At 70.8% G+C, this 15312-nt stretch carries 16 protein-coding genes; 3 read left to right on the plus strand and 13 right to left on the minus strand.

Annotation, left to right across the window (positions count from 1 at the left end; all coding sequences use genetic code 11):
• The first annotated feature begins 1 nt into the window (after position 1).
• The 3 genes from ACWIHT_RS06135 (at position 2) to ACWIHT_RS06145 (ending at position 2641) form a co-directional block, all read left to right on the plus strand.
• A complete protein-coding gene (locus ACWIHT_RS06135; protein ID WP_456164930.1) occupies positions 2-1477 on the plus strand; it encodes an MFS transporter in 1476 nt (491 codons plus the stop codon).
• Between the two features lie 329 nt (positions 1478-1806).
• The gene (locus ACWIHT_RS06140; RefSeq protein ID WP_456164932.1) at positions 1807-2457 is read left to right on the plus strand and encodes an RNA polymerase sigma factor; all 651 of its coding nucleotides are present in this window, start codon (positions 1807-1809) and stop codon (positions 2455-2457) included.
• Positions 2450-2641 (plus strand): hypothetical protein, encoded by a 192-nt coding sequence (locus ACWIHT_RS06145; RefSeq protein ID WP_456164934.1) that lies wholly within the window; start codon positions 2450-2452, stop codon positions 2639-2641. Before ACWIHT_RS06140 ends, ACWIHT_RS06145 begins: the two co-directional genes overlap by 8 nt.
• A gap of 184 nt (positions 2642-2825) precedes the next feature.
• Here ACWIHT_RS06145 and ACWIHT_RS06150 read toward each other — a convergent pair whose 3' ends face one another.
• The 13 genes from ACWIHT_RS06150 to ACWIHT_RS06210 all read right to left on the minus strand — a co-directional run bounded on the left by ACWIHT_RS06150 (position 2826) and on the right by ACWIHT_RS06210 (position 15309).
• Entirely contained in the window at positions 2826-4091 is a 1266-nt protein-coding gene (locus tag ACWIHT_RS06150; protein ID WP_456164936.1) for an amidohydrolase family protein, read from the minus strand.
• 121 nt (positions 4092-4212) lie between these two features.
• Positions 4213-5031, minus strand: a complete 819-nt coding sequence (locus ACWIHT_RS06155) for an enoyl-CoA hydratase/isomerase family protein (protein WP_456164938.1) — start codon at positions 5029-5031, stop codon at positions 4213-4215.
• On the minus strand, positions 5028-6188 hold the full coding sequence (locus ACWIHT_RS06160; RefSeq protein ID WP_456164940.1) for a cytochrome P450: 1161 nt from the start codon (positions 6186-6188) through the stop codon (positions 5028-5030). Before ACWIHT_RS06160 ends, ACWIHT_RS06155 begins: the two co-directional genes overlap by 4 nt.
• A gap of 60 nt (positions 6189-6248) precedes the next feature.
• Positions 6249-7625, minus strand: coding sequence for a cytochrome P450 (locus ACWIHT_RS06165; protein ID WP_456164942.1), 1377 nt, complete (start codon positions 7623-7625; stop codon positions 6249-6251).
• A gap of 8 nt (positions 7626-7633) precedes the next feature.
• Positions 7634-8194, minus strand: a complete 561-nt coding sequence (locus ACWIHT_RS06170; protein WP_456164944.1) for a GTP-binding protein — start codon at positions 8192-8194, stop codon at positions 7634-7636.
• A gap of 4 nt (positions 8195-8198) precedes the next feature.
• Positions 8199-8585, minus strand: coding sequence for a DUF742 domain-containing protein (locus ACWIHT_RS06175; protein ID WP_019066890.1), 387 nt, complete (start codon positions 8583-8585; stop codon positions 8199-8201).
• Positions 8578-9405, minus strand: a complete 828-nt coding sequence (locus ACWIHT_RS06180) for a roadblock/LC7 domain-containing protein (protein ID WP_456165978.1) — start codon at positions 9403-9405, stop codon at positions 8578-8580. Before ACWIHT_RS06180 ends, ACWIHT_RS06175 begins: the two co-directional genes overlap by 8 nt.
• 20 nt (positions 9406-9425) lie before the next feature.
• Complete coding sequence (locus ACWIHT_RS06185) at positions 9426-10532, minus strand: ATP-binding protein (protein WP_456165980.1); 1107 nt, start codon at positions 10530-10532, stop codon at positions 9426-9428.
• A gap of 308 nt (positions 10533-10840) precedes the next feature.
• Positions 10841-12577 (minus strand): helix-turn-helix domain-containing protein, encoded by a 1737-nt coding sequence (locus ACWIHT_RS06190; RefSeq protein WP_456164946.1) that lies wholly within the window; start codon positions 12575-12577, stop codon positions 10841-10843.
• A gap of 159 nt (positions 12578-12736) precedes the next feature.
• Positions 12737-13942, minus strand: coding sequence for a cytochrome P450 (locus ACWIHT_RS06195; RefSeq protein WP_456164948.1), 1206 nt, complete (start codon positions 13940-13942; stop codon positions 12737-12739).
• Positions 13939-14526 (minus strand): GTP-binding protein, encoded by a 588-nt coding sequence (locus ACWIHT_RS06200; protein WP_456164950.1) that lies wholly within the window; start codon positions 14524-14526, stop codon positions 13939-13941. Before ACWIHT_RS06200 ends, ACWIHT_RS06195 begins: the two co-directional genes overlap by 4 nt.
• On the minus strand, positions 14507-14875 hold the full coding sequence (locus ACWIHT_RS06205; protein WP_456164952.1) for a DUF742 domain-containing protein: 369 nt from the start codon (positions 14873-14875) through the stop codon (positions 14507-14509). The genes ACWIHT_RS06200 and ACWIHT_RS06205 overlap by 20 nt, the downstream gene beginning before the upstream one ends.
• Positions 14872-15309 carry a roadblock/LC7 domain-containing protein gene (locus ACWIHT_RS06210; protein WP_456164954.1) on the minus strand — a complete coding sequence of 146 codons (438 nt, stop codon included), beginning with the start codon at positions 15307-15309 and terminating at the stop codon, positions 14872-14874. The genes ACWIHT_RS06205 and ACWIHT_RS06210 overlap by 4 nt, the downstream gene beginning before the upstream one ends.
• Positions 15310-15312 lie beyond the last annotated feature (3 nt).

Raw genomic sequence — 15312 nt, forward strand, 5'->3', positions numbered from 1 at the left:
TATGGCCGACAATCGTCGTTGGTGGGCGCTGGTCGTCATCGCGCTCGCGCAGCTGATGGTCGTCCTCGACATGACCATCGTCAACATCGCACTGCCGTCCGCCCAGACCGATCTGGGGATGTCGGACGGGAACCGGCAGTGGGTCATCACCGCCTACACCCTCGCCTTCGGCGGACTGCTGCTGCTCGGCGGCCGGATCGCGGACCTCGCCGGGCGCAAGAACACCTTCATGATCGGGCTGATCGGCTTCGCCGCCGCGTCCGCGCTCGGCGGTGCCGCCGCCAACCAGGGCATGCTGTTCGGCGCCCGCGCGCTGCAAGGCGTCTTCGCCGCTCTCCTCGCCCCCTCCGCGCTGTCCCTGCTGACCACGACGTTCACCGATCCGAAGGACCGCGGCAAGGCCTTCGGAGTGTTCGGCGCGATCGTCGGCGCGGGAGCGGCAGTTGGGCTCCTCGCGGGCGGCTTCCTCACCCAGTACCTGGACTGGCGCTGGTGCCTCTACGTCAACGTGCCCATCGCGCTGGTCGCGTTCGCCGGCGCCTGGGTGCTGCTCAGCGACAGCTCCCGGCACCCGGAGGCCCACCTCGACATCCCCGGCGCGCTCCTCGGCTCCCTCGGCATGCTCACCCTCGTCTACGGCTTCTCCGAGGCGGAGTCGAGGAGTTGGGGCGACGGGCTCGTCCTGGGCCTGCTCGCCGCCGGTGTCGTCCTGCTCGGCGCGTTCGGGTTCTGGCAGACCCGGGCCCGGGTTCCGCTGCTGCCGATGTCGGTGGTGAAGGACCGTCAGCGGGTCGGGGCGTTCCTCACCATCCTGTTCGTCACCATCGGCATGTTCGGCGTGTTCCTCTTCCTCACCTACTACATGCAGCGCGTCCTCGGCTATTCGCCGGTCAAGACGGGCGTCGCCTATCTCCCCATCACCGTCGGCATGATCACCGGTTCCACGCAGGTCGCGGCCCGGCTGCTGTACAAGGTCCCGCCGCGCACCCTGATGGTCCCGGGCCTGCTGGTCGCGGCGGGCGCGCTCGCGCTGATCGCCCAGGTCGGGGTGGAGCCCGCTTACGCCACGTACATCCTGCCCGGCATGCTGATGCTCGGCCTCGGCATGGGTACGGCGATGATGACCTCGGTGTCCCTGGCCACCGGAGGAGTCGCCCCGCGCGACTCCGGCGCCGCCTCCGCCACCTTCAACACCGCCCAGCAGGTGGGCGGTTCGATCGGTACGGCCCTCCTCAACACGATCGCCGCCACGGTCACCGCGCGCTACGCCACTGCCCACGCGGGCCCCGGTGTCAACCAGCGGCTCCTTGAGGCGAAGGCCGCGGTGCACGGCTTCAACGTCGCCACCTGGTGGGCGATGGGCTCGATCCTGCTGGCCGCGCTCATCGCGGGCGTCCTGGTGAACGCGGACCGGGTGCCCGTTCCGGGCGCGGTGGCGGCGGAGACACCCCAACAGCCGGTGGAGACAACGCTTTAGGGCGACGGGTTCGGGATCGAGAGGGGGGCACCTCGCGCGGGTGGCGCGCTCGGTTTGCCGGGTGCGCGCCGGTGCGGAAGGCCGCCGTACGTCAAGAGGCCGCTGTACGCGGGGAGTTGGCGAGTGTCCGTCGGCCCGTGCCGGGGCCGGGGGCGTCAACGGCCTTGCGGTGCCCGGCGATCGGCGATCGGCGATCGCGCCGCTGACGCTGTGACACTTCTGTGAGGTCCGGCGCTGATGGCGATGGGGGGTGCGGGGGACCGCCGCGCCCGGTACGGATTCTTCGCGAACTCGGTACGTCACGTGGGACGTACGGACGAGGACAGTCCTTGGGCCAGACAGGCGAGCCCCGCCGCGGGCACGCGCACGACGGGGAACTGGGTGCCGCTGTCGCGCGCGCCCAGGAGGGCGACGACAGCGCCTTCGCGGTCGCGTACCGGATCGTCCAGCCCGGGCTGCTCGGGTATCTGCGCGGGCTGGTCGGCGACGAGGCCGAGGACGTGGCGGCCGACGCCTGGCTGGAGATCGCCCGCGATCTCGGCCGGTTCCGGGGCGACGGGGCGGGCTTCCGCGGCTGGACGGCGACCATCGCCCGGCACCGGGCCCTGGACCACCTCCGCAGACAGCGGGTACGGCCCCGGTCGGCCGCGCTGGAACAGGACGTGTTCGAACTCCCCGGTCCGCACAGCACCCATGACCAGGCCCTGGAGTCCCTCTCCACCGAACACGCCCTCGACCTGGTCCGCGGCCTGCCCCGCGACCAGGCGGAGGCGGTCCTGCTCCGGGTCGTCGTGGGTCTCGACGGCCCCGCCGCCGCCCGGGTCCTGGGCAAACGCCCGGGCGCGGTACGCACGGCGGCCTACCGGGGGTTGAAGCGGCTGGCGCGCGAACTCGCCGGGGACGGTGTGACGGATGCCGGCACCTGGACGCTGGGGGAGTCGGACGACGGTTCGCCGACGGATGGGCACGGACATGACTGAGCAGCGGAACGGCGACGGCTTCCCGGCCCTGCTGGGCGCCGCGTTGCGCGATGTCGTCGTGGACGACGAGGCGGAGCGGCGCGCGGTGGCCGCGTTCCGGCTGGCCAGGGACTCCGGCACACACGCGACCGGCGACGCGACCGGTCCCCGGCGTGAGGACGACTGGCGTCCCGAGTCCGTGTGAGCCCCCCGGCGCACGCGGACCTGGACACCGTGGCTGCGCCGCTGCGCCAACCGGCCTGCCTCGCTTGGTGATCCGGCCCTCCTGTGTGCAGGCGACCGGCGACGCGACCGGTCCCCGGCGTGAGGACGACTGGCGTCCCGGGTCCGCGTGAGCCCCCCGGCCCACGCGGACCTGGACACCGTGGTCAGGCCGCTTCGTCAACTGCCCTGACCCGCTTGACGATCCGGCCCTCCTGCATGACCAGCACCACGTTCGACGGATCCCCGAGCAGGCCGATGTCGGCGAGGGGATCGCCCTCGCAGACCACGACGTCGGCGATCTTGCCGACCTCGACCGTGCCCAACGAGTCGTCCAGGCCCAGGAGTTGGGCGGCGGTCTGCGTTCCCGCGCGGATCGCGTCCAGCGGTGACAGGCCCAACCCCACCATGTGGCCCAGCTCCTGGAGGTTCCGTCCGTGGGGAACGGCGCCCGCGTCCGTGCCGAGGGCGACCTTCACTCCGCGCCGTACCGCCTCGCTCAGCCGGGTCGTCGCCGCCTCCGCCAGCCGGGCCTTCTTCTCGTAGGCGGCGGGCGTGAAGCGGGTCCGCTCGACATGGAAGGTCGACAGCGTCGGGACCAGGAACGCGCCCTTCTCCAGCATCAGATCGATGCCCTCGTCGTCGATGAGGTAGCCGTGCTCGACGCTGGTGACCCCGCCGCGCAGGGCGTTCTTGATGCCCACCGTGCCCTGTGCGTGCGCGGCGACGGGACGGCCGCGGTGCCGGCGGGTCTCGTCCACGACCGTGGCGATCTCCTCCACGGTCAGGCCCTCGTCCTCGGGCTGGTCGCTCGGGCTGTTGACGCCGCCGGTCGCGCAGATCTTGATGACGTCCGCGCCGTCGCGCAGCAACCGCCGTGTCGCCAGCCGGACTTGGGCGGGATCGTCGGCCAGCTCGCTGAACGGGTCGAGGAGGGCCGAGGGGTCGTAGCCGCTGGGCATGCTGAAGTCGGCGTGGCCGCCGGTGTGGCTCATCAGCCGCAGCGCGACCTGGAGCCGGGGGCCCTCGATCAGGCCGAGCGCCACGGCGTCGCGGTAGCCGGCGTCGATGCCGCCGAGGTCGCGGGCCGTCGTGATGCCGGCGTGCAGGGTCTCGCGCATGCGGCGGGCCCGTTCGAAGACGGTGACCGTGGGCCGGTTGGTCAGCAGCCTGCCGGTGAAGTCGGCGTTGCTGTCCATGAGGAAGTGCAGATGGCAGTCGAAGAACCCGGGCAGCAGGGTGCGTCCGCGGCAGTCGACGACCGTCGCCCCGTCCGGCGCGGGTCTCGCGTGCTCCGGCCCGGCGTAGGTGAACCTGCCGTCCTCCACGACCACCGCCGCCGACTCGACGGGCGGGGCTCCGGTCCCGTCGACCAGACGGACACCGGTGAACACGACAGGGGCCGACGAGCGAGGTTCACTGTTGTCAGGCATGACCCACGTGTATCGCGCACCGACCGCACCGGGCACGCGCGGTGGTCCGTTGGCCGGGACAGAGGTCCTGGGCCCGTGCCGTCCGGGGCGGGTCCCCCCCCGGACGGCACGGGCGTACCGCTCAGCGGGGCTGGGCGAGTTGGGCGGCGAGGAGGTGGGAGTCGAGCAGGGCGGTGTCGCTGGTGCGGGCGGCCTTCGCGTAGCCGGCGAGCATGCGTTTGGTCAGGACGAGTGCGTGTGGGGAGCGCCGGGCGAGAGGCTTGGTCCAGGCTGTGACGGCGTCGTCGAGCCGGTCGAGAGGTGCGACCTTGTGCAGGAGCCCGAGGTGGTGGGCGGTGGGGGCGTCGAACTCGTCGCAGGTGAGCATGAGTTCGCGGATCCGGGAGGTACCGGCCTCCGTGATCAGACGTCCCATGGCGCCGCCCCAGGCGGGTGCGAGCCCGAGGCCGATCTCCGGCATACGGAAGCGGCAGGTGTCCGCCCCCGCGCGCAGATCGCAGTGGACGGCGAGCGCGAGCCCGGCCCCGATGACCCTGCCGTGCAGCCGGGCGATGGTGACGGCGTGGGTGTTCTCCAGCGCCTGGCACAGCCGGTGGGCCTTGTCCGCGATGAGCCGCAGCGCGGTCCCGGTCGGATCGCCGTCCAGCGCCTCCCGGAACTCCCGGCGGTCCGCTCCCAGGCAGAAGTTCTCGCCCAGGGAGGAGAGCACCAGGATCTGGATGTCGGGCTGTTCGTGGAGGCCGTCGAGGACGGCGATGAGCGCGTCCAGGACGGCGGAGTCCAGGACGTCGTCGTCCTGGGCGGACGGATTGAGCCGTACATGGAGGACGGATCCGGTCCGGGCCAGGCCGAGGGCGCCGGACGGTGCGGTCTCCGTGTCGGTCACGGGCCCCGGAGCGGGGGTGGGCACGGCCGGGCTGGAAATGATTGGCGGGTTCATGTCAGAGAAACGTCCAGGTTCAGAAGTCGCCTGAACGCCACCCGGGGTGCCCGCGCGGGGCGGCGGACCAGGGTGAGGGCCGGCAGACGGGCGATCATGCGGCGGAGCAGGGTCTGTGCCTCCATCCGGGCCAGGGGCGCGCCCAGGCAGTAGTGGATGCCTCCGCCGAAGGCCAGATGGGGCGTCCCGCGCCGCGGGTCGAAGGAGTCCGGGTCGGTGAACCGGGCGGGGTCGCGGTGGGCGGCGCCCATCATGAGGTAGATCATCTCCCCGGCCCGGATCTCGGCGTCCTCCAGGAGGCAGTCCTCGGAGGCGACCCGGCCGATGAGGTGGAGGGGAGGGTCGTAGCGAAGGGCCTCTTCCACGAACTCCGGTACGAGGTCCGGCTGTTCGGCGAGCAGCCGCCGGCGGCCGGGGTCCTCGACCAGCAGGAAGACCATGGTCGACAGCATCGTCGCGGTCGTCTCCATGGCGGCCAGTACGACGAACAGGGCCAGGAAGTAGACGGCCTCGTCGGCCTTGTCCCCGGGTCGTGCGCGCCGCTCGCGCACCAACTCCGTGAAGTAGGTGCGCAGTTCCGCCGTGGCCGCGTCGTAACGGGCCGGCTGGCTGGGGTTCGGGAGCAGCTCCTGGGAGAAGACCTGTTCGTGGGTCAGTGTGCGCAGACGGGGCCAGTCGGCGCTGGGGAGCCCGAGCCGGCCGCCGATGGTGGCGACCGGGAGTTCCTCGCTGACCAGTGCCGCGAAGTCGGCCTCCCCCGAGCCCAGGCGCTCGTGCAGGGTGTCGAGGGGACGGTCGACGATGTGGCCCACCGGGCGGCCGATGTCCTCGACGCTGGCGCGGTCGAAGGTGCCGAACGACCGGCGTACGCGGGTGTGCTCCGGAGGGTTGAGCGCGAGCGGAGTTCGGCTGATCTCACGGGAGGAGGGGGCGTTCCAGCGGCTGCGCGCGTCCTGTTGTGTTCGCCAGTGGGTGTCCGGTTCGAGCCAGAAGCCGTTGCGCAGTACTTGGTCGCAGATGGTGCAACTGGTCACGAAGTGACCGCCCCAGGGCGCGGGGCTGACCGTGCCGCGCGCCCTGAGTTCCGCGTAGATGGGGAAGGGATCGGCCTGTCCCTCAGCCGTCCGAAGACGGGAGAACAGGGAGCCGGCCGCCATCCGTACCCGTGGGATGTTTGAATCATCCAGTAACACAGTGCTTTCGTAAGGTTACTTGCGTCACTCGCCATTCACCCAGGCCCGGAAGCGGCTGAACATCCCGCCCTTGGGGCGCGGAGCGGCGTGCGACGGCCGGCCGGCCGTCGCCGTCTGCGGCATGGCGGCGGGCGACGGCGCGACCTGAGCGGACGACGGCCGGACCGGCCGGGCCTTGGTCGCGGACGGCACGGCGCGGGGGGTGTACCGGATGGGCAGGGTCACCAACTCGCGGCTCCACGGCGCCGGCACCCACGAGAGTTCCTTGAAGGGGACGCGCATCTCGACGTCGGGCAGCCGGTTGAGCAGGGACTCGACGGCCGTGGCCGTGATCATGAACGCCGGGTCCTTCGCCGGGCACCCGTGCGGGCCGGCGCCGAACGCCAGATGGGCTTTGGAACTGAGCTGTTCGCGGTGCGCGGTCAGCTTGGGGTCGGTGTTGGCCGCCGCGAAGGAGATCATGACCGGGTCGCCCGCCCGGAGGATCCGGTCGCCCAACTCGACGTCCTGCGTGGGGTAGTGGCCCGCGTAGTTGGCGATCGGCGCGTAGTTCCACAACGTCTTCACGACCGCGTCCTCGACCGGCAGACCGGTCGGCCAGTCGTCGCTGAGGTACAGCGCCGCGCTGGTGCCGATCGAGGCCGCCAGGGGCGTGGTTCCGCCGCCCAGCAATATCACGAGCTGGTGCAGCACCTCCTCGTCGGTCAGCCGGGAGGAGTGCACCATCAGCCGGGTGGTGAGGTCCTCGCCGGGCTGCCGGCGCTTGAGGGCGATCAGTTCGGCGATCGCGCCGCCCAGTATCTCGTCGGAACCCGGGACGCCCTGGAAGATGCCGGTGAGGCCGGCGATCACCCGGTCGCCCAGCTCGGGCGGGCAGCCGAACAGCTCACCGAAGACCAGCAGCGGCAGCGGCTGGGCGTAGGCGGACATCAACTCCGCCTGGCCCAGGACCTCGGAGCTGAACTGGCTGATCAGGTAGTCGGCCGACTGCTGGGTCAGCCGGACGATCCGGCTCTGGTCGACGGTCGCGAGACTGTCCGTGACCGCCTGCCGCAGCCGGGCGTGCGCCGCGCCGTCGCTGAACATGGCGTTGGGGCGGTACCCCATCATGGGCACGGCCGGGCTGTCCGCGGGCACCTTGCCCTCGTTCAGGGCGTTCCAGCGGCGCGAGTCCCGCACGAACAGGGTCGGGTTCTGGAGGATGTAGAGACTGGCGTCGTAACTGGTGACCAGCTCGACCTCGACGTCCGGCGCGATGTCGACCGGGGCGCTGGGCCCCATCGTGCGCAGCTTGGCGTACGTGCTCTCGGGGTCGGAGCCGAAGTCGGACCCGTACAGCGGGAGGTTGCCGTGCGCGGGGCAGCCGGCCGGTGCCCCGGACGGCTCGAAGGGCTGTTGCATGCTGGCTCCTAGCCGAGTGAGGACAAAAGGTGCTTCACGAGCGTGATGAGTGCCTGCATCGAGGAGTCCTGGTCCCGGACGTCACAGTGGATGACCGGGGTGTCCTCGGAGATGTTGAGTGCCTCGCACACTTCGTCGAGCGGGAACTGCTGCTTCCCCTCGAACGTGTTGACGCCGATGACATACGGCAGACCGAACGCCTCGACCAGGTCGAGGACGGGGAACGTCTCCTCCAGCCGCTCGGGATCCGCCAGGACCAGCGCCCCCAGCGCTCCCCGGGACAGCCCCTCCCACATCTGCTTGAACCGCTCCTGCCCGGGGGTTCCGAAGATGTAGAGGACCAGGTCCTCGCCGAGGGTGAGGCGCCCGAAGTCCATCGCCACGGTCGTGGTCGTCTTGTCCGGGGTCTCGGAGAGGTCGTCGAGCCCCTCGCTGGCTTCGGTGATCTCCTCCTCGGTCTGGAGCGGTTCTATCTCGGAGACACTTCCGATGTACGTGGTCTTCCCGACCGCGAAGTGGCCCACGACCAGGATCTTCACGGAGCGGGAGACGTCGGGATCCAGATACACGGGACTACGCTCCGGTTCGAATTCGCATCAGGCCGTCGAGCACGGCGGTCAGCAGGACGGGATCATGGCGTTCGGCATGGGGCACCGGATTGCGCACATGGATCAGGCCGTCCTCGGCCATCTGCGCCAACAGGATGCGGACGATGCCCAGGGGCAGCCGGGTGTGGGCGGCGACCTCGGCGACCGAGAGGAACCCGTCCGCGATCAGATCCAGGACCGTACGGGCCTCGGGGGCGAGCGTTCGCGCCGCCGCCACCGCACCGTCCTGGGCCGTGATGATCGTGGTGTGCTCGTACTCGCTCTCCCGTGGCAGCGCGCGACCCTGCGCGATGACGAAGAGGGGGACTAATGGAGCCGTCAGCTCCAGCTCGCTGTCCAGTTCGTCACTCATCGCCCGTCCTTCCTCCCCGGGCCGCCGACCCGGCGGCCAGCGCCGGCATCGTGTCGCCCAGTCGTACGGTGAACTCCTCGATGTCACAGCCGTGTTCGGCCGCAGCCGCGAGGAAGGCGCCCTCGCCGGCCGCGATCAGGAACACCCAGCCGTGCTCGAACTCGATGACCGTCTGCATCCACTCGTCGTCCTGCTGACCGCCCGCGAACGGCGCGGTCGCCCGGCTGTAGGCGTGGATGCCGGTCATGGCCGCCGAGATCGTGTCCGCGAGGTTCCTGCCGATCCCCGAACTCGCCCCGCGCGGCAGACCGTCCGCGCCCAGCAGCAGCGCGTGCAACGCGCCCGGCACCGACGCCACCGCCTTGTCCAGCTCCGCGAGCAGGAAGACCCCGCCGCCCCCGCCGTCCAGCTGTGCCCCGGGACCGTCCCCGGGATGGGCCGGCTCGCTTCCGGCCACCCGCGCCGGGACCGTGAGGTTGTTGCCCAGCCGGGAGACCAGCCGGTTCATCCGGAACGACAGCTGCTCCATGTCCACGTCGGGCTCCGCGGCGGCGGCCAGATAGGCACCCTGCCCGGCCCCGATCAGGAACACCCAGCCGTGCTGGAACTCGATGACCGTCTGGATCCAGTTCCGGTTCTGCGCCAGTCCGGCGAAGTGGGCGGTGGCCCGGCTGAGCGACTGCATCCCCGCCATGGCCGCGGAGATGGTCCGCACGTCCTGGCCGGTCAGGTCGTCCGTGGACCCGCGCGGTACACCGTCCGCGGACAGCACCACGGCGTGCCGTGCTCTCGGCACGTTGTCCACGATGTCCTGGACCATCCAGGACAGGTCTGCTGTACTCATGCGTTTTCGGACCCTCCGGGTGTCGGAATGTCGAAGGAGGCCGTGTCGCGCGCGGACTGCGTACCGCGCTGGAGGGCCGCCAGGCTGCCGGTGCCGCGCCGGGCACTGCGCCGGGGCGCCTGCTCGCCACCGGTGCCGACACCGGTGGGCGACATCCGGGAGCCACGCTTCGGCAGGCCGCCCGCCGTACGCGCCGAGCGGCCCGTCTCCATCGGCCGGATGCTGCTCACGGGCGACTCGGTGGCCGGCGGCAGGGCCTCCTCCATGGTCCACAGCTCCTCGGGCAGGAGTACGACGGCCCGTACGCCGCCGTACCGGGAGACACCGGTGACATCCACCGTGAAGCCGTGCTGACGGGCGATCAGACCGATGACGGGGAAACCGAACTTCGGCTGGGTGCCCAGCTGGGACAGCCGGGGCAGGCCCTCGCCGGACAGCAGCGCGCTGGCCCGCTGCCGGTCCTCGTCGCCCATGCCGACGCCGGCGTCGTCGATGACGATGCACAGGTTCTTCTGCGCCTGCCGGAACGTGACCTCGATCGGGGCGTCCGCCTGGGAGAAGCTGGCCGCGTTGTCGAGGAGTTCGGCCACGGCCAGGGCGACCGGCGCGACGGCCGAGGCCTTCAGCGCGATGCCGCTGGGCTGCATGATCTCGACCCGCTGGAAGTTGCGGATCTGGCTCTGCGCGCTGCGGACGACGTCGTAGACGCTGGCGGGCTGGCTGCGGCGGCCCAGCGGCGCGCCGCACATCACGGCGATGCCCTGTGCCTTGCGGGCCATCTGGGCGTTGGCGTGGGTGATGTCCATCAGGTCGGAGAGGACCGCGTGGCCGCCGTACTCGCGCTGGACCCCGTCCAGCAGCGTGGTCTGCTCGGCCGCGAGGCTCTGGAGGAAGCGGGCGGCGCCCTTGAGGACCGACTTGGTGTTCTCCTCGGCGGCCTGCCCCGCCTCGCGGATGACCTCGTCCTGTTCGTCCCGCAGGGTGGTCAAGGCGGCCTGGGCGCGGTCGAGTTCACCCTGGGCGTACCGCAGTCGCGCCTCCAGCGCGGCCTCGGACTCCCTCTTCCTCCGCCCCAGGGCTCTGCTGCGGAGCACGAGCGCCACGACTGCGGCTACGGCTGTCACCGCTATCGCAACCAGGCACCAAAGAAGCACGTCTTGAGTCATGGAAACCTTTCCCGGCGCGTGGCACGCAGGCGTCATCGGGTACGCCTTGCAAGGATCCGCAACCCGTCCAGGGGACTGCATGACTGATCGACGCGGAGGGATGACCGCGTTCAGACTCAAGGCCTGACCAAATGTGGATCAAGGTCGCAGACGGCGGAATGCTATCACCGTCAACCGTGGGTATCGGAGGTCACTCCATCGGGTTTCACGGAGTTAACACGCCTACTGCGTAAGGGGTGTTGACCCTAACGGGACACTGACGCCCCCGGCGCCGCCGGATCGGTCAGCGGCGGACGGGCTCCGCCGGGCGGAGTGGTCACGTAGAGGGCCACGGTAAGGGGCCGGATCCCGCCGAGACGCTGTTCTCCCGGGTCCTCGTCGGTCGGCGGCCAGATCGTTATCAGGTCCCGCTCCATGAGCGTCTCCGCCGTCCGCACCCGCCAGCGGATCGTACGGTCGCTCAGTTGCAGCCGCTCTCCGGCCGCCTCGGAGTCGAACTCGTCGAGCACCCAGGCCCGTACGGTCCGCAGCAGGTCACGGCTGTCCGTCGCCAGCGGGCGCAGCAGCTTCTCCGCCCAGGCCCGGACGGGGGCCACGCCGAGGACGTCGTCGAGCGAGACCCCGCGGTACGGCGACGGGTCGGCGCCGTGGGTGGCGACGATCTGGATGGCCAGCGAGACCACGACGCGGTCGAGGGTGCGTTCGGGGACGAGGCCGAGCGCGGCGAAGACCTTCGCGACGCGGCGCTGGAGCGTGTTGCGGTGGATGTGGATGATGCGTGAGGCCTTGGTGGTCTTGAACTCCAGCGCCAGGGCCACGGAGCTGAGGATCTGCATACCGCCGGCCGCAGTCAGGACGGGGTGCAGCACGCTGCTCGCCCAGGCCCGTGCGAGATCGGCCGGGAGGATGTCGGCGAGACCGAGGGCCTTCGCCTTGTTCACGATCATCTTCTCGGCCCGGTACTCGGTGCGGCCGAGCGCTTCGAGTGCCTCCGTGTAGGCGGCTCCCACGTTCGCCATCGGGTACGGGCTGCTGCCGCCGACGCTGACCCGGGCCCCGTCGAAGGTGGTGAGGAGCCGGCCGATCTCCTGCTCGGGATCGTGTTCGGTGTGCACGGGAACGACGTTGATGATGTGCTCGGGGTAGGCGGGACAGCGGACCGGGAGCGTGGAGTCGCCGAGGTCCTTCTCCATCTCCGCGAGGACCAGATCGCGGTGGGCGGAGCCGCAGTTGATGATGAAGATCCGCGCCTCCTCGCTGTCGAGGAGACCGGGCGACACCCCGGCCATGACCCGCTGGGCGTCGGTGACATGACCGGTCATCAGCAACTGGAACACCGACAGGCGGATCTCGCTGAGCGCCTGCCGGAAGTCCGGCTCGTCCAGCCGCCCCGACGGCGACAACGCCAGGGTGAGCGCGTTCGCCGCATGCGCGATGAGTGCTCGTTCGCCGCTTCCGCAGGGGTCCTTGAGGGCGACCGCGAGGAACTGGTCCTTGTTGCCGAGGAGTTCGACCCGGGCGAACAGACCGGCGGGAGTGGTGAGTTGGCGGCGCTCCGGGTTCGTCAGCACCGAGGCCAGGGCGATGGGCGCGGTGGCCGGGTCCGCCGCGAGTATCTCCCCGCGTGAACTGATGACGACCTCCGCCGCGAGTTCCCGCGACAGCAGGGCGGCGATGTTCCGGACCATGTCGGCGGTGGGCGCGCGGAGTTGGTCGAAGAGTGCGCTGAGCCGGGCGGTGTGCCGTTGCAGGGCGACGGCGCTCATCTCGGTGACCCGGCCGGCCAGGCCGGTCTTCCACTGGTGCAGCGTCCGGTTGGAGGCCAGCAGCGGCACCCCGTAGTGCGCGGCAGCGGCCCGGACGGCGCTCAGGGCGTCCTCGGAGTGCGCGCCGGTGACGACCACACCTGCCGCGCGACCGCTCGCGAGGGTGGCGAACAGGCGGTCACTGTCGCTCAGAAAGCTGATGTCGGAGACTATCAATACCCTTTCGATATTCTCCCCTATCCAGTCCGTATCGGATAAAAGCCGTACGGACCGGACCTCTCGGTCGGCGATGCCGCCGGAACTCGTGCCGAGCCCCAGCTCCGGTATGTTCACAAGCTGCTGAAGGCCGATCATGAGGTAAACACCATCCTTTATCTATACCAGCTTGTCGGGCGTATTCCGCTCGCGGTCCTGTAGCGGGGAGAAGAACACGCCGACATGAGCGGGACAATGCAGGAATGGGCCGGGCTTGGCGGCGACGGTGGAAATCGGGGCGCTGAGGTCCCACAGCGCGTCGACCGCGTTCTCGATCGCGGCCTCGGCGATCGAGGTGGCCAGACCCGGGGCCGGGCAGCGGTGAACTCCGGCCGACCACGCGAGATGGCTGCGGTCCAGCGCGTCGCCCCGTCCCGGCCGGCCGGGATCCAGTCCGGTGGCCGCGTGACTGATCAGGACCGGCACCCCCGGGGGAACCTCCACCCCGTACACGGTCTTGGGCCCGCGCGCGTAGTGCGCCGAGGAGTTCGCCACCGGGCAGCGCGTGGAGAGGGTCTCGTTCATGGCCGTGCGGAGCGTGACCGCGCCGCCGACCAGCTCGCTCGCGTAGGCGGGCTCGGTCAGCAGCGTGTGGAGAGCCGATCCGATCCAGGCGGCGGTGGGCGGGAGGCCCAGCACGATCAGCGACGCCAGCAGGCCGACGGCCTCCCCGTCGGTGAGGGCGGCGGGGTGGGCCAGCAGGAACGACGTCAGATCCGTACCCGGTGACTCCCGCTTGGCCGCGACCGTGTCCCGGAGGATGCCCGCCAGGTCGGCCCAGGCCGGCGTGGCGTCGGGTCCCGCCGAGATGAGGGCGTGCACCGCGCCGTGCAGCGGGTCCGCCGTCTCCGGCGGGCGGCCGAGCAGTTCGGTGAAAGCGAGGGCGACCACCGGCTCCGCGTACTCCCGCATCAGATCCGCGTGCCCGCGGGCGGCGAAACGGTGGATGAGCATGCGGGAGTCCCGCCGCACCCGGGCCCGTGTCTCGTGCACGTCGATGCCGGCGAGGCAGTCCTCCAGCGCCCGCCGCAGCCTGTCGTGGGCGCGGCCCTCGGTGTGCTGGACGCCCGGCACGACCATGAACGCGAGTTCGGCCGGGACGCGGTTCTCCGCGACCGCGCTCCAGTGCGCCGGGTCCCTGCTGAAGTCGGGGTCGGCGAGCAGCGCGCGGGCCGCGGTCCAGCCCGTGACGACCAGGGCGTGCACCCCCTCGGCGATCTCGGCCCAGGCCACCGGGCCCGCGGCGCGCAACCGGGCGTAGGCCTCGTGCGGCCGCTCGCGGAACTCGTCGCCGAACAGTCGCGGCGCGGGGTGATCGGTGCTCACGTCGCGCTCCTCAGCGGCCGGAGGATGTCCGCGACCAGCGTGATCAGGCCGGTCTTGGCGGATTCGAGATACCGCGCGTCGAGATGGACCACGGGCCGGTCCGGCGGCAGGGACAGCGCGTCGCGCAGCACGGCCTCGTCGTAGGAAGGGGCGCCGGAGAACGTGTTGACGGCGATGACGTAGGGGACGTCGGCCTCTTCGAGAAGTCCGATCGACTCGAAGGACTCCTCGATCCGGCGGGTGTCGACGAGGACGAGACCACCCAGGGCTCCGTCGAGGAGCGAGCGGATCATGTCGGCGAATCTCGGCTGACCGGGCGCGCCGAACAGATAGACGACGATTCCTCCGCCGAGCGTGCGCCTGCCGAAGTCCAGGGCGACGGTCGTCGTCGATTTTGTTTCGACATTCAATTGGTCGACCATTTGCCCGGCCCGGGTCAGACGTTCCTCCGTGCGCAGCGGCGCAATTTCCGAAATCGCGCCGATATAGCTGGTTTTCCCGACGCCGAACGCCCCGAGAACGACGATCTTCACGGACCGGGTTCCGGCCGGGAGGTAAGGACGGCTAGAGGCGTTCGAGACCATGCAGCACTCTTTCGAGGAATTCGGCCTCGTGACGCTGCGCCACGGGAACGAAGGGATCGACGGCCAGCAGATGGCCGCTCGTCACCAGCTCGGCGACCAGGGCGCGGACGACACCTCCCGGCATGTGCAGGTGGGCCGCGACGTCCGCGACGGAGAGCACACCCGGCGCGCACAGCGCCATGACCCGCTGGGCCTGGGCGCGCAACCCGCGGCACTCCATCAGGGGATCGACCGACAGGAGAGTGGCCAGATCCAGGTGGACGGCCGACGGTGCGGCGTCCGGACCGATGACGGTGTGGGAGCGGATGACGCCGCGGCGCGAGTGGCCTCCGGCGGAGCCCGGGCTCACGCCCCGTGCGTGGTGCGATCCCGGGACGCCAGGAACGGCTCCAGCGCCTTGGTCAGCTTCAGCGCCTTCGACAGCGCGAGCTGTGTGTTCGGGTGGATCACACCGCCCTTGACGGCGAGGGCGAGCCCGCTGTTCCGGCCAGCCGTCAGCACCAGAACGGAGTGCGTGCCGAAGTCGATCGTCTGCACCCGGGGCGCGGGAAGGGTCCCCGGGGCCGTGTGGCAGAACTCCGCGAAGTTCCGCTGGAGGGAGTACAGGCCCGCGACCACGGCACAGGACCGCTCCATCGCCTCCCGGCCGAGGCCCTCGGCGGACGCCAGGGGCATCCCGTCGGACGAGAAGAGCACCGCGGAGACCACGCCATCCCCCAGCAGCGCGTTGAGTTGGGGGCTTAAGTCGGCCGTGTCGGCCGTCGCGTGCTGGTACCCAGTCATTCC

It is taken from the genome of Streptomyces sp. NPDC002276 (assembly GCF_053891435.1).

What these genes read in the sequence shown, in the direction of transcription:
- ACWIHT_RS06135 (WP_456164930.1), top strand. Translation starts at nt 2, where the DNA reads ATGGCCGACAATCGTCGTTGGTGGGCGCTGGTCGTCATCGCGCTCGCG.
- ACWIHT_RS06145 (WP_456164934.1), top strand. Translation starts at nt 2,450, where the DNA reads ATGACTGAGCAGCGGAACGGCGACGGCTTCCCGGCCCTGCTGGGCGCC.
- ACWIHT_RS06150 (WP_456164936.1), bottom strand. Translation starts at nt 4,091, where the DNA reads ATGCCTGACAACAGTGAACCTCGCTCGTCGGCCCCTGTCGTGTTCACC.
- ACWIHT_RS06155 (WP_456164938.1), bottom strand. Translation starts at nt 5,031, where the DNA reads ATGAACCCGCCAATCATTTCCAGCCCGGCCGTGCCCACCCCCGCTCCG.
- ACWIHT_RS06160 (WP_456164940.1), bottom strand. Translation starts at nt 6,188, where the DNA reads ATGGCGGCCGGCTCCCTGTTCTCCCGTCTTCGGACGGCTGAGGGACAG.
- ACWIHT_RS06165 (WP_456164942.1), bottom strand. Translation starts at nt 7,625, where the DNA reads ATGCAACAGCCCTTCGAGCCGTCCGGGGCACCGGCCGGCTGCCCCGCG.
- ACWIHT_RS06175 (WP_019066890.1), bottom strand. Translation starts at nt 8,585, where the DNA reads ATGAGTGACGAACTGGACAGCGAGCTGGAGCTGACGGCTCCATTAGTC.
- ACWIHT_RS06180 (WP_456165978.1), bottom strand. Translation starts at nt 9,405, where the DNA reads ATGGTCCAGGACATCGTGGACAACGTGCCGAGAGCACGGCACGCCGTG.
- ACWIHT_RS06200 (WP_456164950.1), bottom strand. Translation starts at nt 14,526, where the DNA reads ATGGTCTCGAACGCCTCTAGCCGTCCTTACCTCCCGGCCGGAACCCGG.
- ACWIHT_RS06210 (WP_456164954.1), bottom strand. Translation starts at nt 15,309, where the DNA reads ATGACTGGGTACCAGCACGCGACGGCCGACACGGCCGACTTAAGCCCC.